This window comes from Vibrio aerogenes (assembly GCF_024346755.1).
Lineage (GTDB): Bacteria > Pseudomonadota > Gammaproteobacteria > Enterobacterales > Vibrionaceae > Vibrio > Vibrio aerogenes.
Map to the genome: position 1 here is coordinate 3,727,457 of NZ_AP024861.1, position 23,934 is coordinate 3,751,390.

General features: G+C 46.1%; 18 protein-coding genes. 6 read left to right on the forward strand and 12 right to left on the reverse strand.

Features of this window, described 5'->3' with window-relative positions; genetic code table 11:
• Positions 1-26 precede the first annotated feature (26 nt).
• Positions 27-1,340, reverse strand: a complete 1,314-nt coding sequence (locus OCV29_RS16685) for a CitMHS family transporter (protein ID WP_073604263.1) — start codon at positions 1,338-1,340, stop codon at positions 27-29.
• A gap of 287 nt (positions 1,341-1,627) precedes the next feature.
• Between OCV29_RS16685 and OCV29_RS16690 the strand changes: the two genes are divergently transcribed.
• Positions 1,628-2,773, forward strand: a complete 1,146-nt coding sequence (locus OCV29_RS16690; RefSeq protein ID WP_073604264.1) for a glycerate kinase — start codon at positions 1,628-1,630, stop codon at positions 2,771-2,773.
• Positions 2,774-3,007: 234 nt separating this feature from the next.
• On the opposite strand, the gene OCV29_RS16695 is transcribed toward OCV29_RS16690, so the two are convergent.
• On the reverse strand, positions 3,008-3,751 hold the full coding sequence (locus OCV29_RS16695) for an EthD domain-containing protein (RefSeq protein ID WP_073604265.1): 744 nt from the start codon (positions 3,749-3,751) through the stop codon (positions 3,008-3,010).
• Positions 3,752-3,886: 135 nt separating this feature from the next.
• Here OCV29_RS16695 and OCV29_RS16700 point away from each other — a divergent pair, with 135 nt between their 5' ends.
• Positions 3,887-4,723, forward strand: a complete 837-nt coding sequence (locus tag OCV29_RS16700; protein WP_139281605.1) for a PaaX family transcriptional regulator C-terminal domain-containing protein — start codon at positions 3,887-3,889, stop codon at positions 4,721-4,723.
• Positions 4,724-4,794: 71 nt separating this feature from the next.
• Here the strand turns inward: OCV29_RS16700 and OCV29_RS16705 are convergent, their stop codons facing one another.
• Complete coding sequence (locus tag OCV29_RS16705) at positions 4,795-5,649, reverse strand: SDR family oxidoreductase (protein ID WP_073604267.1); 855 nt, start codon at positions 5,647-5,649, stop codon at positions 4,795-4,797.
• 121 nt (positions 5,650-5,770) lie between these two features.
• Here OCV29_RS16705 and OCV29_RS16710 point away from each other — a divergent pair, with 121 nt between their 5' ends.
• Positions 5,771-6,208 carry a winged helix-turn-helix transcriptional regulator gene (locus OCV29_RS16710; RefSeq protein ID WP_084193357.1) on the forward strand — a complete coding sequence of 146 codons (438 nt, stop codon included), beginning with the start codon at positions 5,771-5,773 and terminating at the stop codon, positions 6,206-6,208.
• A 143-nt stretch (positions 6,209-6,351) separates the two neighbouring features.
• On the opposite strand, the gene OCV29_RS16715 is transcribed toward OCV29_RS16710, so the two are convergent.
• The 4 genes from OCV29_RS16715 to OCV29_RS16730 all read right to left on the reverse strand — a co-directional run bounded on the left by OCV29_RS16715 (position 6,352) and on the right by OCV29_RS16730 (position 10,421).
• Positions 6,352-6,816 carry a DMT family transporter gene (locus OCV29_RS16715; RefSeq protein WP_073604284.1) on the reverse strand — a complete coding sequence of 155 codons (465 nt, stop codon included), beginning with the start codon at positions 6,814-6,816 and terminating at the stop codon, positions 6,352-6,354.
• Positions 6,817-7,071: 255 nt separating this feature from the next.
• Positions 7,072-8,163 (reverse strand): M35 family metallo-endopeptidase, encoded by a 1,092-nt coding sequence (locus tag OCV29_RS16720; protein ID WP_073604268.1) that lies wholly within the window; start codon positions 8,161-8,163, stop codon positions 7,072-7,074.
• 427 nt (positions 8,164-8,590) lie between these two features.
• Positions 8,591-9,667, reverse strand: a complete 1,077-nt coding sequence (locus tag OCV29_RS16725) for a M35 family metallo-endopeptidase (RefSeq protein WP_175561550.1) — start codon at positions 9,665-9,667, stop codon at positions 8,591-8,593.
• Between the two features lie 313 nt (positions 9,668-9,980).
• Entirely contained in the window at positions 9,981-10,421 is a 441-nt protein-coding gene (locus OCV29_RS16730; RefSeq protein WP_073604270.1) for an Lrp/AsnC family transcriptional regulator, read from the reverse strand.
• A gap of 105 nt (positions 10,422-10,526) precedes the next feature.
• On the opposite strand from OCV29_RS16730, the gene OCV29_RS16735 reads away from it, so the two are divergent.
• A complete protein-coding gene (locus OCV29_RS16735; protein WP_073604271.1) occupies positions 10,527-11,111 on the forward strand; it encodes a LysE family translocator in 585 nt (194 codons plus the stop codon).
• A 78-nt stretch (positions 11,112-11,189) separates the two neighbouring features.
• Here OCV29_RS16735 and OCV29_RS16740 read toward each other — a convergent pair whose 3' ends face one another.
• From OCV29_RS16740 to OCV29_RS16750, 3 genes are all read right to left on the reverse strand, one after another.
• Positions 11,190-12,515 (reverse strand): IS4 family transposase, encoded by a 1,326-nt coding sequence (locus OCV29_RS16740; protein WP_261887323.1) that lies wholly within the window; start codon positions 12,513-12,515, stop codon positions 11,190-11,192.
• Positions 12,516-12,874: 359 nt separating this feature from the next.
• A complete protein-coding gene (locus tag OCV29_RS16745; protein ID WP_217653345.1) occupies positions 12,875-14,761 on the reverse strand; it encodes a glycoside hydrolase family 9 protein in 1,887 nt (628 codons plus the stop codon).
• A gap of 432 nt (positions 14,762-15,193) precedes the next feature.
• Positions 15,194-16,084 carry an EamA family transporter gene (locus OCV29_RS16750; RefSeq protein ID WP_073606116.1) on the reverse strand — a complete coding sequence of 297 codons (891 nt, stop codon included), beginning with the start codon at positions 16,082-16,084 and terminating at the stop codon, positions 15,194-15,196.
• Between the two features lie 113 nt (positions 16,085-16,197).
• Here OCV29_RS16750 and OCV29_RS16755 point away from each other — a divergent pair, with 113 nt between their 5' ends.
• Complete coding sequence (locus OCV29_RS16755; RefSeq protein ID WP_073606117.1) at positions 16,198-17,589, forward strand: aminotransferase-like domain-containing protein; 1,392 nt, start codon at positions 16,198-16,200, stop codon at positions 17,587-17,589.
• 104 nt (positions 17,590-17,693) lie between these two features.
• Positions 17,694-19,265 carry a type VI secretion system tube protein TssD gene (tssD, locus tag OCV29_RS16760; protein WP_139281721.1) on the forward strand — a complete coding sequence of 524 codons (1,572 nt, stop codon included), beginning with the start codon at positions 17,694-17,696 and terminating at the stop codon, positions 19,263-19,265.
• Between the two features lie 387 nt (positions 19,266-19,652).
• Here tssD and OCV29_RS16765 read toward each other — a convergent pair whose 3' ends face one another.
• Together OCV29_RS16765 and OCV29_RS16770 are read right to left on the reverse strand one after the other, a co-directional pair.
• Complete coding sequence (locus tag OCV29_RS16765; RefSeq protein WP_073606119.1) at positions 19,653-22,010, reverse strand: DUF2357 domain-containing protein; 2,358 nt, start codon at positions 22,008-22,010, stop codon at positions 19,653-19,655.
• 15 nt (positions 22,011-22,025) lie between these two features.
• On the reverse strand, positions 22,026-23,882 hold the full coding sequence (locus tag OCV29_RS16770) for an MrcB family domain-containing protein (protein WP_073606120.1): 1,857 nt from the start codon (positions 23,880-23,882) through the stop codon (positions 22,026-22,028).
• Positions 23,883-23,934 lie beyond the last annotated feature (52 nt).

Here is a 23,934-nt window from a genome sequence, read left to right on the forward strand (position 1 = left end):
GCGCCTGTCCCATTAAAACAGCATCATCAAAACATCCCAATCACCCACGCAAAAGCAAACATGATCAGCCCGACGGCCCAAAGACCAAAAAAGCTGTAGCGGATATGATCTTTCAGTTCAATGTTGGTCAGCCCGATACCGAGATAAGTCGCAGGAACTAACGGGCTGATCAGCAGCGACAGGTTTTTCCCCACCGTCATGGCAATCGCCATTGTCAGGCCGGTAATACCGTAGTTTTCACCCACTTTGATTGCCAGTGGCAACAAGCCGTAAAAATAAGAATCAGTGCCCAGCATCGTCCCCAGCGGCAGCGCAATAATGCCCATGATAATATGCAGAAAATGGGCGATTGGACCGGGAATCACTTCCAGCAAAGGCACCGTCATCGCTTCCAGCATGCCGCTTTTGCCTAAAATCCCTACCATAATCCCGGCAGCAAGCATCACAGAAGCGACATCAAGCGCAGCAGGTGCATGCGCTTTCATCCGGCGTTTCTGTTCTTGCACATCCGGATAATTCACCAGCAACGCGGCACATACACCAATCATGAAAGTAAAATAGGTCGGAAAAATATCCGCCAGCAGTACACCCAGCAATATCACCGTCATCCCGAGATTGACCCAGGTCCGGTCATAACGCTTCAGCTTCAGTGCTTCTTCATTTTCGGCTTTGGCTTCCAGCTCACCACTGGCTTCATTGACGACCAGATCAATCCGTCCTGCGTTGTGATATTTCTTCTCATGGATCGCCATCACCACTGCCAGCCCCAATGTAGCGAAAATACCCATAATTTGCAGCGGAATCATATGACGCCACAACGTGGTGGGATCAGTGCCGAGCACCACAGCAGCCCGCGCAACCGGCCCGCCCCAGGGCAGCAAATTCATCACGCCCATCCCACAGCCAACAATCAACAGCAGCAAATGTGGCCGGATGTTCAGCTTCTGATACACTGGCAGCATCGCCGGAACTGTGACTAAAACCGTCGTCACAGTTGCCCCGTCCAGATGGGAAAAGATGCCGATAATCGCGGTCGCCACAGCCACAGCCACCACATTCGTTCCGGCCTTTGAAACCAGTTTATTCACCAGCCCGTCAAACATTCCGGCATCGGACATAATGCCGAAAAAGGTCACCGAGAAGATAAACAACACCGCCATTTTACTGGTTTTCTTAATGCCAAACTGAATGAAGGAAACGACCTCCTCAACGGAAAAACCGGCCAGAAAAGCGGCCAATACAGGAACGGTAATAAAAACCACCACCGGAATTGTTCGTCCCCTGAACAGAAAATACATGATTGTTGCCAGCATCAAGAATCCTGAAACAGCCATTAACATAAATCACTCCTGTGTCATCGATACCCAGCCTTCTGAAAATTCAGACGATTTGAGTATAAGCTTCTGTTTTATCTGATTATCCTGCTATTTTTAACCAAGGCAGATTCCGGTGCTGTGAGTCGCTTCTAACTAAATATGCATTTATATGAAATCTATGATTTTTATATCATTAATGCGGCTAAATCCGGCATACCGCTCTGAATATCAACCCAAAGCGTCCGGTTACGGTCAATGCATTTTTCAAGGGTTTGGGTATACAATCGCCTTAACATCATCCGGAGAATATTATGAAAGTCGTCATCGCCCCTGATTCATTTAAAGAAAGTCTCAGTGCACAGCAAGTCTGTGAAGCTATTCGTACCGGTATGGTAAGAGTCTGGCCGGAGGCAGAATTTGTCTGTATACCCGTCGCAGATGGCGGAGAAGGCACGGTGCAGGCGCTGGTTGATGCCACACAAGGTCAGATAGTTCACACCCGGGTCACCAGCCCGTTGGGTGAACAGACTGATGCCTTTTATGGTTTGCTGGGCGACCAGCAGACTGCCGTCGTTGAGATGGCACAGGCCAGTGGCCTGCATTTGGTTCCCCGGGAACAACGCGACCCGAAGCGCACTACCAGCTACGGAACCGGACAACTGATTCTTCATGCGCTGGATCATGATGCCAGCCGTTTCATTATCGGGCTGGGTGGCAGTGCCACCAATGATGGCGGTGCCGGGATGCTGTCTGCGCTGGGCGCCCGTTTTTTCAGTGATGACAAAGAAATTTTCCGCCCTTCGGGTCAGGATCTGGCAACGCTGACCCATATTGATATCTCCGGTTTTGATCCCCGGCTCAGGCATTGTGACATCCAGGTGGCCTGTGATGTGGATAATCCACTTTGTGGTGAATATGGCGCGACCGCAATTTATGGTCCGCAGAAAGGCGCAACGGAAGCGGACATCGATTGGTTAGAACGCGGGCTATTACAGTTTGGCCGTCTGACAGAACAACTGACCGGTAAGCCCGTCATCAACCAACCGGGAGCCGGTGCTGCAGGCGGTATGGGCGCAGCTTTGCTGGCATATACACCAGCCATATTAAAACCGGGCACCGGGATTATTACCACAACCGTCCGGTTATCTGAACATCTTGCAGATGCCGATCTGGTCGTAACGGGAGAAGGACGAATTGACCACCAGACCATTCACGGAAAAACCCCGGTTGGTGTTGCCTCAATCGCGAAACAGTATCATCTGCCGGTCATTGCGCTGGCAGGCTGCACCGGAAAAAATTACCAAGCGGTTTACCAGCACGGCATTGATGCGGTATTTACCATTGTACCCGGTCCGGTCAGCTTATCTCAGGCGTTAACCACCGCCGCCGCTAATCTGACTGACACCGCTGAAAATATTGCCCGTATGTGGCAGCTTTCTGCGCCACGGGAGTCTTGAGGTCATCGCTCCGTTCATAAACCTGCTGTTTATACACTTGCTTTTCATGAACTTCCCCTGTCCATGCCGTACTTAAAAACCAGGCTTTATCGATAACGCAATAAAAAAATGGCTTTTCTCATCACTGTGGGGGAGACAGAAATGATAAAAGCCAAAGGATCCAAAACTAAACAAAATGACTGACCGAATTACCTCCGGCACAGCGTTCTGAAGTCAGATTGCCGGATCAGCCAATCAATAATCTTCATACACCGTAATTTCCCGGGCATACATAAAGAATGATTGTTCAGGGCAATAAAACGTTTTCTCCGGATCACTGTTAATTTCCAGTAATGCCTTTTCATAAGCCCTGAACATACCGGTACAACTCATATTGTCGTACCAAAGGCTGGCAACGCCTTCATAGACAGGCACATCCAGCCCGCCAAAATAAGCCAGCATGTCATTAAACTCCGGGAGCTGATGATGATGCACGCAACGACGAACCGTTGCAGCCGCTTCAGGACATGAAGCCAACGCCTCAAGGTGCGCCGCTTTCCAGCGCGCAAAGAATGTCTCCAGATCCAGTCCATCAGCCGCACGTAAAAAGTGCATGACTTTACCGCCACACCCGCTGGCTGGCTGAAGCACATCCTGCTCGACATCTTTAACCACCACACTTAAAGAATTCTTTTCATCACTGAAATTCTGTCCATCCGGACCAACAACGGTTTTCACGTACTCGTCGGAAAAAGTGTCCTGCATCGCACCGGCATCATCAAAACTTAACTCAGTCACAGAGTCCCGCACCGGTAGCAGGGAATGAGTCCGCTCAGCTGTTGTTCCAAATGCTGAATCTTCGACATGGTTCTGAACATATTTGCGAATAGTCAGTGGATTATCAGTCGTGATACGACCATGCACATGTTGAATATATGCAAAAAATTCACTCCGGGTCATCCCCGGTTTACGGGCTACAGCAGCAATCATTTTAATCATTTTCTTCTTTCTCCTGGTGAGCATGCCGGGACTTTGATGTAATTTACCGGAACAAAAGCATTCTTATCTGAATTGTTTAATGATACATTTTTTTACTATATTCAAAAAAGTGTTACATGTCAAAGAGAGGTTCTCATGGTAACGGAAGAGAAACAACATGATGATTACGGTAGTACCCAGAGTCTTTTGCTGACTTTATTTGCCCTGTTTGTCTATGATCATCCCACACGTCACGCGCTCCAGACCCGAATTATTCTCGCAGCACTTGAAGATGCAGAGATTCAGGAAAGCACCCTCAGAATTACCATCAACCGCATGGTAAAACGTAACCTCCTCAGCCGGGAACGCATCGGACGCATCAGCGCATTTAGTCTGACTGAATCAGGAGAAGCTCTGCTGTCACGCGGCAGAAACCGGATTTTTTCAGCCTATCCATTTGGCAGACACCAGGATCAATGGACACTTTTAAATTATGCTGCCAGCTTGCCTAAATCATTACGCTATCAGTTTGAAACCCGGCTTCAGTGGGGTGGTTTTTCAGCACTCGATAACCGGCTCTGGATTGCTCCGGGCGATATTGATGCAGCAGAACTTATCGGTCATATTCTGAGTGATGAAGAATTAGCGTCACTGAATATTTTTCAGGCGAAAATTGTGCCGGAGAGCAAGCGAAAGAAAATCATTACCACCGCCTGGGATTTGGTACATATTCGTCAGGCTCATGAGCGGTTTATTGCGACCTGGGCACCGGAATCAGCAGACCATCTGCCTTCACTGTCAGCGTTTATCCGCTTATTTAATGACTGGGTTTATTTATTGAGAACAGATCCGGGTCTGCCCGTCACAGACCTTGATCCAGACTGGCCCTCAATCCGTTCTGAAGGGGTTTTCAAACAACTGTATCATCCATGGCGAAGCGCCGCAGAAAAGCAATTTCATCAGATTGAATCAGCGATCCTGAAAGCCGGTTAGCCATGAGGCGCTTGACTTCCAGAGCATACAGCCCGCACGGATTCGGGCTGTATGCGTTCAACCCGCGACACTCAGGCCAATGCGGCTTTTAAAGCATCTTTTAACGATGTGGTCGGATGACCAATCAACCCTGACAGCGTTTTACTGTCATCAAACAACGCACCTTTTGATGCACCAATATCAGAGTTCGCCAACACCTGAGCAAATCCTTCCGGCAGGCCCATCTCTGTCAGTACTTTCACATACTCCTGCTCTGGCAGTTCCTGATAAACCACAGGTTTACCGTAGACTTCCGCCACAGCCGCCGCGTATTCAGCCAGTGTTACTGCTTCATCACCAGCCAGCTCATACACTTTTCCGGCATGGCCTTCTGTCGTCATCACAACGGCAGCAGCCTCAGCATAATCGGCCCGGCTTGCCATCGCATATTTACCGTCACCGGCACAACCTAATACTGCACCATGCTCAACCGCCATCGCCGCAGTGCCGGTGTAGTTTTCCAGATACCAGCTGTTACGCAGCAATACATAAGGAATGCCGGACTCTGCCAGCATCGCTTCTGTTGCATTATGCTCATCGGCTAACATCATCAGCGAAGCATCTGATTTCAGTAAACTGGTATAAGCCAGCAGCTCTACACCCGCTTCTTTTGCTGCGTCAATGATATTCTTATGCTGAGGAGCCCGCTGCCCTACTTCGCTGGAAGACACCAGCACAACTTTGTTCACACCAGCAAATGCTGCCGCCAGAGATGCGGTGTCATTATAGTCAGCCTGACGAACCACAATACCGGCATCTGCCAAATCCTGTACTTTCTCTGGTGAACGTACAGCGGCAACAATCTGATTCGCCGGTACACCTTTATCCTGTAATGATTGAACAATCAAACGACCAAGCTGGCCTGAGGCACCTGTTACTAAATACATCACTTTCTCCTTTCATCTTCTGCCAGAAAATGTCTCTGCCAGAAACGATGCTGTTGGTTAATTGTCCGGATTATAGTAAGCTTCATACTTACCAAATGTAAGTACTAACCAAAAAGTAAGTATGGAAATAAATTCAAAAAACAGTACAAAAGAGCAGATTCAGATGATGGCACACATGGGGGGCGCAAACGTGCTTGCGCCGGAATGCCCTTCCCGCGAAGTTCTCCGCCATATCAGCGGGCGTTGGGGGGCTCTGGTTTTCTGGGCACTACGCGACGGGGAAAAACATCGCTTCAGTGACATTCGCCGCACCATTCGCGGCATCAGTGAAAAAATGCTGTCACAAACACTACAACACCTTGAATATGATGGGTTTGTTGAACGGACGGTTCACCCGGTCGTGCCGCCACATGTGGAATATCACCTGACCCCACTGGGCGCTGAGTTTGGCTCCCGGATAGCAGAACTCATCACATGGCTGGAAGGGAATTTCATACAGATTCTCGAAGCCCGGGGAAAAGCAGATGAAGCACCGGCAAGAGGGAACGCAGCGAAGTGAGCTGCTGCTTGTTTTTAAGAACCGCCTGTTTTGAAGAACCGCCTGTTTTTAAGAGCTGTCTGGTTTTTAAGAACTGCCAGTTTTTCAGAACGGCTTGGCTTTCAGAACGATTGCACAGGCAGGACTATACCTTATTTTCTCAACTATTCCCCGAACCAGCGATGTCCGAATGTAAACAGGACCAATCCGCAGACCATCAGTCCCATCCCGGCAAACTTCCACCAGTGCGCCGGCCTGACAGACATTTGAATTAAGCCAAAATGATCGATCGCCATACCGGTGATCATCTGACCCACAATAAAAAGAAACATGGTGTTCGCAACACCCAGCTTCTGCGCCAGTAAGACCGAAGTAAACACGATGCCGGCGCCGATAGCCCCGCCAAACCAACGCCACAATGGTTGCTGCCCCAAACCATTCGTCACCTGATGCCAGTCTGAAAGAAACCCGGCAATGACCGCCAGACAAACAGAGCCAACCGCAAATGAAATCAGCGCAGCGACAACGGGTTGATCGCCAAGACCACTGCTCAAACGGCTGTTCACCGCGGCCTGAACTGACATACCAGCGCCAGCCAGTAAAGCAATGACAAGATAGACTGTATTCATGAAGGTTCCTGTATCATCCGCTCGTGCGAAAAGTTGAAATGATCCATTGCTCTTATAAGATCCATTGTTCTTATAAAACGGTTTGTTCTTATAAAACAGTTTATTCATATAAAACAATTTGTTCTGATAAACCAAATTATCCGGATAAACGAAACAACAGCAACATCAAACATTCATTTCAGGACTTACCTCTAAAAAAAGACACCACCTGCATCAGGTGGTGTCTGTATCAATATATCGGTTGACGCTGAACAATTACTGATTGAATGGATTCTCAGCAAAGTACTCATGTGTATCAGCATTCATCACAGCTTTATCCGGTGAACTGGCTGCCAGACTTCTTACAGCAGACATACCATAGACGTAATCATCTGTGCCGCCATTGACGGTAAAGTGGCTCATTTCATGAACAAGTGTGCCTGATTGTGAATCCGTGCCCTTGGTCGGAGAACCCCAGAACGCATTACAAATGTGGATATGGTAAGGCTGATTCGGATACACGTATGCATACGCATCATATAATTGTGGATCACAGTAGCAATCCATCGTGACCGCACTTTTTGTATAGGCATCATGAATTTTATAGAAATGATCAGTCACTTTTGTATAACGGGCTTTGGTATAAGCACCAAACCAGGTTTTATACCGGGCAGACTGATCGCCTTTATACCAGTAATCATAAAGGTGAAGTGCCGCATCATAGCTTATCTCCTGAGCGGCTTTCACAGCATTGCTCAGCGTCGATTTTTTGCTGTTTGAGCAGTTACCGGTGAAATTCAGGCTGAATTTCGCACTGGCCGCTTTAGCCGTCTGAATTTTACTCAACAGCTCTGTCTTCGGGCCTGGCCCATCCACCCAGAACGAGACGTTGTTTGATTCTAATTTTTGCAAACCTTCTTTTGCTTTTGAACGTGCGCCGGAAGTTTGTTTGATTAATCCAAAGGCATCAACATCATACTGAACGCTATATGTCCCCGTCTGGGTCATGTCATAAAATGAAGATAAATCAAATGACTGAGTGATCGTTTCACCCGCGGCCAGCTGAATATAATCGTCTTCCTGAGGTGCAGGACGTTTTACAACAGGCCCGGTATAAGCGACTGCGTCCCCATCAACGGTCACATCAAACGCATTATTCTGTAATTTTGCATCATTGATCAGATACCAGCTTAAAACTTTGACATCATCCTGACTTGTATTTGTGATTGTCAGATTAACCTTCACGTCACTGTTTTTATCGAATGACTGATCTGCTGGTGTAATTGTAACTTCCAAAGAATGAGCAAATGCCAACGACGATATACTCCCCAGTGCAGTAGCGAGTACTAATTTTTTGATGTTGTTCATTACTATTTATCTCTTATTAATTTTTATATGAATTAGGTTATTACCTGAATAATAAATTGAATTATATGAAAGGAATAAAATTCATAAAAAAGACTATTTCTTATCCAATCTCTTTGTAAAGAAATATTTTAAGCCACTCAGGTTTATTTGAGCGACATAAAATAATTAGCCCCTTTTAAAAACAGAATAAACTATAGATAATATTATCTTCAATAATACAAGAATAATAACATTATATAGAATCATTGAATTAAAATAATATAATTTACTGATAATACGATTCAGAATTAATATTTACAGAATAAAATACCCAATGAAAGACCTGATATTCAGTTAATTAAAATATACTTATACAATAATTAAAAAATTCAAATGAAACCGCTTACATTAATTGATAAATATTCATACAATTCACATAAAAAACGATTTATTTCAAGGCCGGTGTGTTTTCAGAAAAGTATTCGTGATTATCAGCATTCATGATTGCTTTATCTGGATCGAGCACCGCAAGCCGTTTCGCCCGGTAATGCCCATAAGCATAATCATACGTTCCGCCATTTACCGTAAAATGACTCATTTCATGAATCATTGTCCCGGATCGGGAATCATGGCCAGTTAAAGGTGCTGACCAGAATGCCTGACATAAATGGATATGATATGGCTGGTTTCTGTACACATAAGCATAGGTTCTCAGTAACTTTTCTTTACAAAAGCAATCTATTGTCAGGTGCTTATAATTCAGCGCATCAGACAACAAATGAAAATGGTCTGCGACTTTGGCAAAGCGGGTTGCAGAATAATCACCAAACCAGGTTTTATAACGGATACCAGCCTTATCTGGCTGCCAGTTTTGATCTAAATAACTGCCCGACTCCCGGCCCATTTGACGTGCTGTGACCAACGCATCCTGAATTATCACTTTCTGGCTGTTGGAACAGTTTCCAAGATAAGAAAGCCCCTGATTAATATTTAATGCTGATGTATTCAGTTTGCTCAAAACGTTATATGGCAAATCAATCCCGTCCATCCAGAACGATAAATCATTAGAGACTAACTCTTCATCGGCATTCTGTTTTATTTTTGTTTTCAGTGCTGAAACTTCCTGAATCACTCCCGGCACATTCACATGATATTGAATATGATATATGCCAGCCTGAGTCATATCATAATATGCCGATAAATCGACAGTCTGGATCACCGAAGCAGAAGGTGCCAAATGAATATAATCTCTTTCTTCAGGTAAACCTCTTTTTGCGATAGGCCCTGAATAATCAACGGCCTGACCATCGAGGAAAACCGAAAAAATATCACTCTGTAATTCAGCATCTCCGGCCAGATACCAGTTCAGTATTTTCAACTCATTCTGACTCAGGTTTGTTATTTTAACCCTGACTTCAGCACCATTATTTTTTTGATTGACCGGCTCTATCCGGATACTGACAGGCTGAGCCTGAGCCAAAGAAAAAACGCCCGCCAGCACAGTGGCCAGGGATAATTGATTCATACAATTCATTTTATTATCTCTTAATCAATGTTAATAAAATTAGCTATTTTTTGAATGGAATAAAATCATGTGAAATGATAAATAAGCGGGAAAAAAGACTATTCTCCGGTGTTCTGTTATGTAAAGTTTTATTTCAGGTAAGCGGATAATATGAGAGACGCTGTGAATAAAATAAAAAACATAAAAACAACCCTCATTATAATGCAGTCAGACTATAAACAAACCACACCAATAAGGTTATATAAATAAATTATGATGAACTGGTTTTATATGATATTTCACTGTTTTTCATTTGATAAATTTAACACCAGATTTACCTTTCATCCTTGGGCGATTCCATCACGACCATGGTTGTAATCGAATTCACCTGCGGTAATTCACCTAAAACATCCGAGTGAAAACGCTTATAAGCTGCCAGATCCTGTGTCTCTATTCTGAGCAAATATTCCTTTGAGCCGGTAATATTGTGGCACTCCGTCACCTCATCCGCTAAAAGAATCTGTGCCTCAAACAAATGCTGTGAACGGGTACTGTGATCAGAAAGTCCGATGGAAACATACGCAATAAACCCGACATTCAGCTTCTGTTTATCCAGCACTGCCCGGTAGCCTTTAATCGTACCATTGCGTTCCAGCTCCTGAACCCGGCGCAGGGTCGCTGAGGGGGATAAACCCACACATTCAGAAAGCTCAACATTGGAGATTCTGCCGTTTCGCGTCAGTTCACGCAATATTCTTTCATCCAGCCTGTCCATATATATCAATCCTTGTGAAAAAAGCCTTTATCTACACAATAAAAGCATGAAATTGCGCCGTGATCCAGAGAGGATATAACCAAGCTGTCGTACAGGAGATAAACCATGCCTGAATATTTTACACCCTTGTTTCTCTTTGCTTTTGTTGCAACCTTTACACCCGGCCCGAACAACACCATGTTGATGACATCCGGCGTTCATGCAGGATTTTTCCGCAGCATGCCACACATGCTTGGTGTTGCCATTGGTTTCAGTGTGATGCTGATGTTGGTCGGACTGGGCATGACCGGTATTTTTAATACACTGCCCTGGCTCCACCAGTCACTGAATATTCTCTGTATGGCTTATCTGTGTTATCTCGCATACCGGATCGCCACCAGCCGTCCCCATATTGAACAGGCCGATTACCAGCCGATGACTTTCTTTTCTGCCGCGATGTTTCAATGGGTGAACCCGAAAGGATGGACCATGGCACTGACTGCAATCAGCCTGTATAACCCCTCAGCCAGCTGGGATGGACTGGGCTGGATTACCGCTGCATTTTTTATCGCAACACTCCCTTCCGTTGCCGCCTGGGTACTGGCAGGCAAGCAAATCCGCCGCCTGCTGAAATCTCCCGGTCATATGACCTGTTTCAATTACGTGATGGCACTCGCACTGCTGGTTTCCGTAGCCCCGATGATGCTTTGATACCAATCTGGAAAATAAACTGATCATCTGGATGTGTTTGGTGGAGCAAACATACAAGGGCATGGATGCTAATGCCGTTCACTTAACGTGAGCGGCCCTGCTTTTTCTGGGATATTTACATGGCTTGGGCTTAACAACTCTGGGGAAGGATCTCTGTCTTCGGGGCTCCAGGATTAAGCTTTCACATATTGAGTAGAAGTTTTTCAACTGCCCCGGGATAGCGCCTGGAGATGAATAAGGGAGCCCAACTAATAAGCGCATTATATGGGCTAAAGCGCCGTTGAAGCTCAACTGATAAGGTAAGTAGTCTCCTTTCAGATTCATGCACATTTGCACCATTTGGTATCTCACGAGATTGTAAGTCAGCAGAATACCCCATAGCTCTTGCCTAACGAGTTCGGGCAACCGACTGCGAAGCGTGAGTCTGTTACCCAGCATATATTGCTTTTGCTCCCGGTAGCCAAGCTCTATTTCCCATCGGTATTCATACAGACCAACAATATCTGATTTTGGGTATAACATTGGATCCGTCATGGAGGTTAAGACATCATATTGCTTACCGTCTTTTACTCTCGTGATTAAACGGACGGTGACCTCATGTGCAAGCTCAGGCCAGAGCTTACGGGATTTTGGGTTACTTTTCAGTTTAACCAGTTTATCGTGTCGGCCTAAAGACTGAGCAACTTGATACTTAAGCCCTTTTTTTAAAGGGATAAGCCAGTGCCTGTTTGTTCCTGTGGCATTCCATTGATGTAACAGACCAAGAGAGTGAAAGCCTTTATCGAAGAGCGTTAAGCTGTTGTCCGGTGTGCTTTCGATTAACTGCTCAGCCAGCTTCATTTCATTGACAGCATAAGAGTCGAAGGCACTCCCTGTAATCAGATGACTGCTGAGCTCCATCTGACAGACCATGCGAACCTGAGGATATTGCATTTCCTGTCCATCCCGGTAAGTCGGCTTGGCAAAAGCCTGAGCGTTTTCTTCAGAATCCTCCGTTCGCCATATTACACCGTCCACCCCTAAAAGGGTCAGACCATTCCAGTCAGGAAAGTTAGCGCAGTCAGTCCAGTGTTTTTGAGTACATTCAAACAGAGCTTTGGCGGCAGATTCTCCAAGATCTTTTCTTCTCCTCGTTAATGCACTGGGGGCAACAAAGGGTTTACCGGTTCGATCAACAATGTCGAGCATATTGACGATGTCAGCCATCGACTTATCATTATATATTGCCATCCCAACGAGCAGCCATGCCATTGACTCCAGAGTGAGTTTTCGTTTTCTGAGGGTAACTGTATCGGTGAGTTGGTAAGCCTCTTCAATGAGTTCTGTTGGCAGTAAGTCAGCCAGAGTTTCTACTTGGTTGGGTTTCCAGTGATTGATGATGTCGAGCGCTTGAGAAACGTGCATAAAAGAATCCGGTAAACAGTGTCTACCGGATTTTTACATACTGTCAGGATCATTCAACTGATCGACGATTAAAGTCTAAAGTGATCGGCATTAGGGCATGGATGCCCTTGTTTAAGCGCCTTTCTTATCAACAAAAAGGGATGGCTTGAGCGGTTTGCGGAACCAGATATATCCAGATCAGAAAATGACTTAGAATAGTATGACAGGCGATACTTTGACAGGTGATTCATTTGACAGACGATGCGCTGACTGACGAAACAGCAAGACATCACCCATCATCAAAAGAACTCATCAGGAAAAAGAGCAGCACAAAGGCTGCTCTTTTTCATTTCTGGTCATCAGCGTGATGACGCTTCAGCTCACTCGGCCGCTTTCTCATCCAGGTAACTGACCACCCAGAAGAACGGTGCATTCCAGTTGACCGTCACTTCATTGAGCGTCCACGCGCCGATATCATCGACCCAGCAAGCCTGTCCGGTGCATTTTCCTTTCATGGTCTCAGCAACCGGATCACTGAAGTCAATCGAGTCCGGCCCTCCGGAAAGCACACCCGGAGGCGCGACCGGCAGGGATGCATCCCGCGAGTGACCCCAGTAACGATGGTGCGGATTCATAAGCGGATAACTGCCATACCCGGTGACATAAGACTGATCCATCGGGTTACGTCCCAGAATATAATCCATCGCATCTGACATCGCCTGCAGATACTTCGGCTTCCCCGTCAGATCGTAGGCTACGCCAAGGAAAATCCCCCGGTTCACCACAAACGAGTTCGAACCCCATGGATACTCAACCGCCAGATAAGGCAGCAGATACCCCTGTTTTTCGACGCTTTGCTGATACACATCAGCCGTTTTGATCAGGTTTGACCGGGCCTCTCTGACCTGCTCTTTCCCCAGATGATTCGGCACAGTCGCCAGTGTGATGGTTCCCGCACTGGCCACATCCGCCCAGGTCAGATCGCCGGTTGCCGCCACATCACCAGCCGGACTGCTGAACCGGTAAGCCGACTGCTCAATCGCCGCTTTATATTCTGCTTTCCCGGTGGTGGTGTACAACTCTGCGGCTGCCCAGTAAAACTCATCTCCCAGCTGCCGGTCATCGTACGGGCCGGATCCGGTGAAATTATCATAGGCATACACATCCTGATGACGTTTTGCAGCCTGCCATGCGCTTTCAGCAGCGGTCAGACATGTCGCCGAATAATCCGGATCAACCACCTGCCAGACCCGGGCACACTGTGCCGCGGTGGCCGCCAGATTCAGGGTCGCCGCCGTGGTCGGATAACTCAATACCCGCGGTTGTGTATCTTCATAGGGTGGCAGCGGAACCCCCGTCCACGACGCATCAGCGATTTTATGGAACACCATGCCGCCTGCATCAATTTCTGTCAGTTTCAGTGCCGACAAGTGACCGGACTGATCACCGACCGGAACATGTACTTTCTTATGCTCCGGCACTTGCATCGCCAGCATAAAATCCATCTCCCAGCGCGCTTCATCCAGCAAATCGTTGTCGTGATTGCCCTGTTCCGGAATCTTCACTTTGCCATCAGCAAACGCACTTTTCTGCGGATTAAACAACTTTTCCCGCTCGTAAAAGTTCATCAGCGTCCAGGCTGAAATCCCGCCATTCACCACATACTTTCCGTGATCCCCGGCATCGTACCAGCCGCCCGTCACATCGAGAGAGAAATCACACCCCGGCCACGAATTGCCTCTGGCGTCTGTCTGGGCAAAGCAACTCACGACTTCATGCGGGTGACCTGCCGGACGCGCTAAGTCCGGTCGCTGAACATATTGCTGTTTAATCTCAATCCCGCTGCGCTGCTGATAGAAAAAAGATAAAGCGTCATACTTCATCGTCTGATAAATATCATCGCGGATATCAAACGGATGACTTTTCTCTCCGTTCACTTCAAGCACAAGGCCTTTCTCCGGTGTATACACCCGGCTGAAATCGGCAATTTGCACCAGCTCACCCGAAGCCACATTCAAACCAAATGGTGTTGTTTTACCTTCCGCAATCGCATGACCCTGCGCATCCAGCAAGTGCCAGGTCAGCGGTGTTTGTATATCTGTGGCGACGGTCGCCCGTTTCCGGGCATTAATCTGGTAACCGACCTGATTCAGCCGGACTGATGAATGCTGTGATGCGTCAGATGATGTCAGCTTCTGCGCAGAAACACAGCCGCTCATCACACTGCAAATCATCACCGCAAGCAGCGTGGGTTGGATTGTTTTCATGAAAGCCCCCCGGATGATCAATGACCCGCTCTGAATCTGCGGCAAACTGATCATTCATTGGTGAATAAATTAATATAAAAATAAATGCATATTTAATAAACGTCATTTATTCACGCAATTCAAAGGGTATTTCAGCTTATTATGATGACAGTCCAAAATATTCATGAAGATTAATTTTCATATTTATCAACCTCATCCAATCCATGTGATGGCAACAGTAAAGTTTTCATCATTTATTGATGAAGATAATAATAAAAATCTGGAAAATAAACTGAGCATCTGGATGTGTCTGGTGGAACAAACATACAAGGGCATGAATGCCCTTGTTAAAGCGCCTTTCTTATCAACGAAAAGGGAGGGCTTGAGCGGTTTGCGGAACCAGATATATCCAGATCAGAAAATGACTTAGAACGGAATAATGAAGCTGATCATTTACACTTCACCCACCAGCGCCCTCCGGAACAACAACCGAACCGGCGGCATCACCACCAGCGCAATGCCGAGTAAAAAAGCACTACAGGCAACCCACTGTGCAGCCGTCAGCTGCTCGTCAAACATCAGCCAGCCACTCAACACACCAAAGACAGTCGTCAGCAGAGTAAGCGGTGCGATGGTACTCATCGGATATTTCAGCACCAGCCGGTTCCAGATCCAATAACCGAAAATAGTGGTCGGATACGCCTGAAACAGCACCGACAGCCAGGCGTGACCATTCCAGTGTTCATAAGCTGTCACCAGCACCTGCGGGCCATAAAACAGCACGCTCAGGCCAATCAGCGGCAGCGGCGCAAACACCATGCCCCAGATATTAAACGCAAAAGGTGATTTTGAACCGGAGCGGCGCAACACTACACCCGCAAGAGGCCAGCACACTGCCGACACGATAATCAGAATCAGACCGGCAACCGTGACATTCCCGTTGGTATAGATCACAGAAACCACAACACCAGCCAGAGCGATCATAATTCCCGCCGCAACTTGCCGGGTGATCACTTCTCTATACAGCAACACCCCGACAGCCACCGTGGTCAGCACATCCAGCTGAAGCAGCACAGAGGTCATGCCGGAAGACAACCCCATATACATCGCGCTGGAAGCCATGCCCCAGATCCCGACACCAAATACCAGCCCATACCCCACCAGATAACGCCACGGCACCTGTGGCCTGCGGACAAACAACACCATCGGAAATGCCGCACAAAAAAACCGCCCGGCAGCAATCAACATCGGGCTGATCTCCGAAACCCCGAGCTTTATCATCGTATAGTTAAATCCCCAAATCGCCATCACAAACACGGCCAGGGCCAAATCTCTGCCAGACATATACACTCCTCGTATTGGTCATTATTTATCCGGAGTGTCGCTTGCATTGCCAAAGCAGTACAGATACAATTTTTAATTATTTAACCAGTACAGTTAAGCGAAAGGTGGGCGCAGTGGCAAAATATCAGCAACTTGCAGACAAAATTATTCATGACATTCAGTCTGGTAAGCTTCCCGCCGGAGAGAAAATGCTGTCGCTGCGGCGCTTTGCCGGGCAGCACAGTATCAGCGTGTCGACGGCGGTCAGTTGTTACGATGAACTGGCTTCACGGGGCTGGCTGGTTGCCCGCCCGCAGGCTGGTTTTTTTATCGCATCGCCAGCCCGGGAGATGAGCCCGCCACAATGGCAGCCATTTATCAGCCAGCTGGCTGACCCACACGCCTATCTGCCGAAATCTCATACGCCAACCGGTCTGACCGGTATTTCGCAGCTTCTGATTCCGGAGTCGGTCAGCCAGCAGCTCACCAAATGCTTCCGCCGCGCCCTCAGCCAGCAAGCTGGCCGGCTCTCGTCTTATCCGCAAACACAGGGAGAGCCGGAATTTCTCAGCGCCCTTGCCACACATTTCAGCCAAAGTGGTTTCATCCTGACACCCGATGAGCTGGTGATCACCCACGGCTGTATCGACGCAGTAAAAACCGCACTGGAGGTCAGCACCCGGCCCGGCGATGCCGTGGCGGTCAATTCACCGTGCTTTCTCGGCTTACTGGAGTTGTTATCGCAGATGGAGCGGCCGATTGTGGAAATTCCCACCACCGCAGACGGGATCGATCTGGATCAGTTTGAGCAGTTGCTGCAAGCAGGCACGGTCAAAGCCGGATTATTCAGCACCACATTTATGAACCCGCAGGGCATCACGCTTTCGGTCGCCCAAAAGCAGCGGCTGGCACAACTGGCGAATCATTACCGGATTCCGGTGATTGAGGATGACGTCTATCTGGAGTTATCGCACCAATCCGGGCAACCGCCATTACCGGCCGCTTATTTCGATACGCAGGGCTATATTCTGTGGTGCGGCGCAATCACCAAAAGTCTTTCCCCGGCTTACCGGACCGGCTGGTGCCGTCCCGGCCGCTATATTGCAGACTATGTGAAGCGCTGTCAGGGCGTGCCGGCACTGATGCAACATGCACTTGCAGAGTTCATCAACAGCGGCCACTATGCCCGGCATCTAAAACAGGCCCGCACTCAGTTGACGCTTAACATGCAGCACTTCCTGAAATATTTTGACGCACAACTGCCCGCAGGCACCCGCGTCACCCATCCGGAGGGTGGTTTGGTGTTATGGCTGCAAATCCCCGGCTTCGACGCCCGCAAGCTGGCCGCTCTGGCCGCTCAAAAAGACCACTATTTTATCACCGGGCCACTCTTCACCACTTCCGATCGCTACCGCGATTGCCTTCGGGTAAATATCGGTTATCCGCTCAATGAAGCGGTAGAGAAAGAGCTGGCGGTGTTGGTTGAGCTGGTGTGGGAGAGTTTGGAAACAGTTGAGGTGAGTTAGAATCCTTGTTGCAAATCTGAATCTCTTCCTTCAATTGAAGTCATCTATTGAATGAAGCTCACGTAAATAAAACTCAACTATTGTCATATAAGTAGAATGCATTAATGTGCATAATAAATTTAACTCAATTGAGATTATTAATAGTGGCACATACATCCTACCTAACACTCACCGGGGGAAAACAAGGATTAATTTCCAGTGGTTGTAATACGAAAGACTCTATGGGGAACAGATATCAGGAAACCCACACAGACCACATCACAATTCTTGCCTGCGACTATTCTATGTCGAAGCAACCCAATCAGCCGGAAATAGAACATGGTGGAATTCAAATTACCAAACCGAAAGATAAAGCATCACCATTACTGGCAACCGCTTTTGCAAAACAGGAACACCTTGAGGGAATCATTGATTTCTACCGGACGAATGAAAGTGGCCATCACCAAAAGTTCTATTCAATTAAATTTCAAAAAGCTGTCATCACAAGCATCAGCGATACGATGCCCCACACCGTACATTCCAGCGATGAAGCAATGCACGAGGTGATCACCTTTCAGTGTAAAGGCGTACAGTGGGAACATGTCCCATGTGGGACGCTGGCTTACGATGGCTGGAGCGATGCAAACAGCATTGCTGCAATCCTTGCTGAAACTGCACTCCCGCTAACCAGTGCGGAACGATATGCAAAACAAATTCATGAGGACATGCAGGCGGAGAAGGCAGCAAAGCGACAGGCAGAAAAAGAAAAGCAAAGTGAGCAGCAGCGTAGAAAATCTGATGCGAAGGAAGAAGACTGGGAGCCCATATCCGGCAGTTATCCGATTCTGGTGTATGAGACGCAGCATCAGATGGACGATTTCAACGCGCCAGACATGAGTTATGGTGATGAATCCAGAGAAACTATTGAAGGTTACGGATTTATGAAACCGTTTAAACAGTCTCAGTACACCTCGTATAAAGAGGGATATACAATGTGCGGTGAAGATCAGTTTGCCTTATCTGCTGAAGAACATTTTAAGCGATTGCGAGACCTCGGAGAGGGGATTGGTTTCTCGATGATTGGCAAGACTAAAGATGTTTTCTCTGAAATGGTCGATAAACTTGAGCGTAATGAAGGTGGATATTACCAAAATTCTCTATTAACCAATGCTCTCAAGGAGCACAAGACAACAAAAGAGTTTCATGCTGCGCTTCTTCTTTGCTTGGAAAATAACGTTAGTAATGGAGTACTGGATAATGATATTTTAAATATTTCAAGCAATTATATGAAATCAGAAAAAACCGGAGCGAAACTCCCCCGGCTGACAGGTGTGTTTGATGGAACAGTGTTAACTGTTCATGGTATTTGGTCAATGCAAATATATGCAACAAAACTGGAATATAAAGGAAATAACATCAGAGGAGACTTCCTCTACAAAATTCAGGATCATTTTGGCTTGAACTCTGCTGATATTAATCATCCATCTTTCCTCAGTAAAAATAAACCTGGTACTGATGGGCAGTCCTTTATATCTGAACTGATACACTTCTTGGGACGTGTAAAAGATGGATCTACGAATAAATTTGAGTTATTAGATGGGTTTCGTTCATGGTATATTTTGCAACACTATGTAAAGCATGGATATAAGCCATTTATCACAGAATTGAACTTTGAATTTAAGGAGTCATCGGAATGAGATCTTATTTTCGAACGGCTTTATTTTCTTTGCTTACGGTGTGGTTCATTTCATTATGGTTATGGTTTTTTCAATGGCCCAATTTGATTACATTGCTTTTTGGAGAAGATCCCGGGCTAATGTTGGTACCTTTGCTCGGTGTTGTTAATATTCCAGCTTTATTTATTTGTGCAGGCTACTCGTTTTATCGCAAATATTGGTACTGGTTTGGGTCTTTCATTGTCATAGGAGGGGGACCGTTGGCTATATATTTATTCTTTGCATTTATCGATGCGTATATTTAAGGTAAATCGGTTCACTTGTACGTTCAGAATGACTCTGATCGGCCTCTCGCAATTGTTATAATCTGAACGACTCGTCCCAAAAGTCATAGAACTATAGGTGTAATTACCGAACCAAAGCTTCATCATAAACTCTATCCAGCTTTCCAAAGACTGATTGGGAAGTGAGCCCTGAAAGGGTCGTCAAACACATCGATTTAATGAAAGGACGATGAGGCATTCTGAAAACGGGTTCCGGTAGTATTAACGGTTTTCCAAGCTGAAACAGATAGTAGAGTTCATCAGAATCGACTTGTTTGCCCGCTTGCTCCTCTGAAATATCACGACGTGGCTTTAAAACCACACCTTTGACCGGCCATACCCGTTGGATCTCTTTCGTATGCGAATTCTGCGATGATGTCTCACCCAACGCCAGAAAACGAATCTCATGAACGACGGACTTTTTATATTTATTATCAAAAGTAGCAGCCTTAATATGGTAATACTCAGCCTTCCCTTGCTTAAACGCATCCAAATATAACGATGTTCTACCTCGCATCCCTCCTAAAGCTACCGTCATCACCAAATCGGGATAAAGTACTTGCGTCATACCATGGTAGGGAATTCGGGCGGCTTCTTGAACAAAGAGTTGATCCTGTAACCGATGTGCGGGTTGATGCTGCCCCAGCTGCTGTTCTAAAAAATTTTTCAGCCACAAACATCCTTGACGATTGGCATCTGGCAATAACGGAAAAGCGCCAATACCAATCTCCTGAATAGATTGCTCATAATCATTTGTGCTAGAGGTTTGATCGACACTACCGGGAAACAGGGCGAAAGCGCCTAACACTGGTCGAGTTTTTAATTCATCTCCAGAATTGTGATTGATGTGAATCAGCGCATCCCTATATCGATGCATCTGATTAATCGCATCATTGGGAACTCTATCACCGTCTTTTTCAGAAGTATTTTCTAACCTGTATTTCGCATCAAATAACCAGATACACTGTTTCCCAGAGGGAAAAGTGACCCTCAGTAATATATCCGGACGCTGGTTAACTAAATAAGATCGAATGGCCCCATCGGACTTGAATTCGGCTTCATGCTTCAGCTCAGCTGCCAGACCATCAGCTCGCTGAAATTTAAACCCTCTAGCCATTTCGCCATATTCTGAATGAAAACTAAATAAATCGGATCTTTTAATAACTTGATTTTCTCGTTCCACTTCATCAAAACCCAGCTCATCGATGAGTAATTTTCGTACCACCAAAAAACACCAAGTCTCATAGATTTGATCGATTGACTTCACCGACACACAAGCTTGATGGGCAAGGACATCTAAATAAAGTTTCAGCTCCTGCCACACTCGATAAACAGCGCTATACCCCAACTGCTGCTGTAAAACCAATGATCCCCTTTTGAGCCCACGAAAATGACCGACTTCACGCATAAAACGTTGTGCCTGCATTTTTTTCAATGGCTCTTGCCAGCGATAAACTTCATCTAAAAAAGCTTGTGATAATCTCCCTTTATCTGGTGAGCGATTCATTTTCACCAATTCTTTATGAAATAGCTCTAGCCGAGTCTTACATTCATAAACGACCTGCTTAATAAAACGGTTTTCTGGCGTATCAAAGCTCAAATACTTCTGTTCAACTCGATGCCGTCGCCCAGTGTAGTGATGTTGCAAATCCTCTCTGACCTTCTCGGCGACACGCTCTGGAACTTTGCCCTTATATTGGTCAGCTTTGAGGAAGTTTTTTGAACTCCGTAGCTGTCGATGCGGCATCTTTGCAATTCGCTGAAGCCCTTGCTCAAACTCCCGGCGCAAAGAAGCAAAATTAGCCAACCACAATAAAGGGAAATACCCTTGATGATGACTGGTTGCCATATCATGTTCAGTTTTCTCTGCCAAACTAAAGCGCCACAGTGGAAAGTCGCGATCAATCATTTGGTACATAGCTTCAACATCACTATGTAAATCCATTTTGGTTGGCAAGACTTCAAAAGCTATTGAAAGCTCATATGCTTGCCCATCAATACAATATTTGAGCGGCAGCCGCAGCCAGCCAATATTATTTCCGGTATTAATACTTCCGGTGATTCTAGCTGGGCCCCGACCTTTCTCTGGACTAAAGAGAAAACTCTCATTCACAGCCTTTAACTTATGGGTGATTTCAGCGAAATCAACAGGTTGACCCGACGTAAAGATCCACTCAAAGTGATACTGTTTATTATCAAAAAATATCGGCTTTGGTAATTTCAATATTTCACAGAAAGAAGCCGATGATAAAGGATAGGGAATACCGCTTAATTCAGGATCGGCAATGAGTGACAAAGCAGGTTCAAAACATATCGGAGCACTTTGCAGCGCGCCGCCACGACGCTTCACGACCTGCTCATGAATGCGTTGACTTTTTTCGATACGAGAACACCATATCGACAGTTCAAAATGCTCAGTTTTGAGGTAAATATGTCTCGCCATAAAACCCTGCCTGTTCTAAGGCCAAAACGAAGTGAAGCCAGATTGATTAAATTTATTTATCATCCATTGCAACTTTTTCTGGCTCCGACAAGGGGCAAGAACTGGCTGTGCCGACTGATCAGCCATCGACTTACGATAAACATCCGGACGCGTGTTATCCCAAATTAAGGGGAGATGAGAAGCTAAAACCGACATCAGCGTATCCAAAAGCGTCTCGCTTGATGACAACGACGACAATTTGTCGTGGTCACCGTCGATACGAGGCAAAACTTTGCACATCAAGAAATCATCCCAAACGGCCTGCAAGTCAACATCGGTTTCAGGTTGTGCACAAATAACACTAATTAACAGTTCATTCAAAGCACGATAAGCTAATTCGAATTGTGTCCCTTTTAATACTTCGTTCACATCCTTAAGAAACGCGATCGTTAAATGTCCATCAGTATCACAGTCAGGTAAATTATCTGTTTCACTCTTCGCATCTGAAAAAGTCGGATAAGAGAAAATTTCAGGTTCAGTTTCAGGCTCAAAAAACTCATCAAAATGGTTAGGAAAAAACTCTTCAAAATCAAAACTCAGAGCCCGATCAATCACTTTACGCGAAAAGCCATGGGTGGTTTCATCCATATTGACCGTGCCTGCGACCATGAGATTGAATGGAATACTAATACCGTAATCACAGAAACGCCGCCATAAAACGTCGTATTCATTCCCGGCTAAATTTAGCTTCTCTCTTAATTTTTGTTTACCATCCTTTGGTAACTCTCTGATCACGGTTGGCTTCAATAACGGATCACAACGATAAGAAAACGTGTCGTCATTCCATTCCCATTTTCGAGTTTCAATCACTGATAAGTAGTCAGCAAAATACTGTTCAACCGGCGCTAAATTCATTTCATCTAGACACAACCAAAAGGGACGAACCCCTTTCAACTGCGACTCAACACCAGAAGTAGCATCGGTTTGCATTTGAAGACCGGCATGACTAATTTCCTGCCATGCTTTGACGATAAATGCTAATAATTCGGTTGAAACGTACTCTTCCTTCCCTGTGATTCTCGACGTATACCCCAACAAATCCGTCGGATCGTGCCAATCAGGTCTCACAGAGATTTGGCAAAAGGTGTCTTGTAGTTCTCCTTTAGGGTTGCTACGAAGAGCCTGCTGACGAACGAATCGCGTTTTCCCAGTACCAGAAATACCTGCAAGCAAAAGGAAAGGCTTAGATAAGGGAAATGACGGTACAGTCACGATAGGATTCTCCGTTGGTTGAGAAAAAAGAATTCTCTCTTGGTCATATCCTTTTTCTTTGATAACGCGATAAAAATCGAACAATTCCAGCAGATCTTTCTTCAGCAATTCATCATTGGGTATTGCCTTCGCATCATAGTATTTTGCGATAATACTCGGCTGCTCATAGGACTTACCCAAACTTGTCGTTGCGTTGAGTGAAATAGTTTCAATCCCCCACGACTTTAATCCCGTCAGCTTCTGAAGTAGCATTTCTTTAATATCTTTTGCTCTAGCCTCCGCTGCTGACTTACCAAGCCTTTTGGTTGGATTCGTTGTGCCTTGAATCAGCGATAGATAAATACCTGAGCCATCTGCTTTAAAAAGATAAACGGGATAAATACCGTCTTGAGTTGTTGTGGTGATATCGGGGTCAAGAATGGAAATCCAAGGCACATTGGCCCAATTACCAGCGCCAACACTAGCTTTCACAATATATGAAGGATTGTATTCAGAAGCGATTTGAGAAATTTGATCCTCTAAATCTTGACGAAATGTACGAGCAAGTGGGTGACCTGTAAATTGTTCTTTTGTTGCCTGATTCCATCCCTGGGTTATTTCTTCAAATAATTCTTTTAGCATCCCGATTCCTACACAGTTGAACTGAATTGAAGCACATTGCCATTTGACAGTA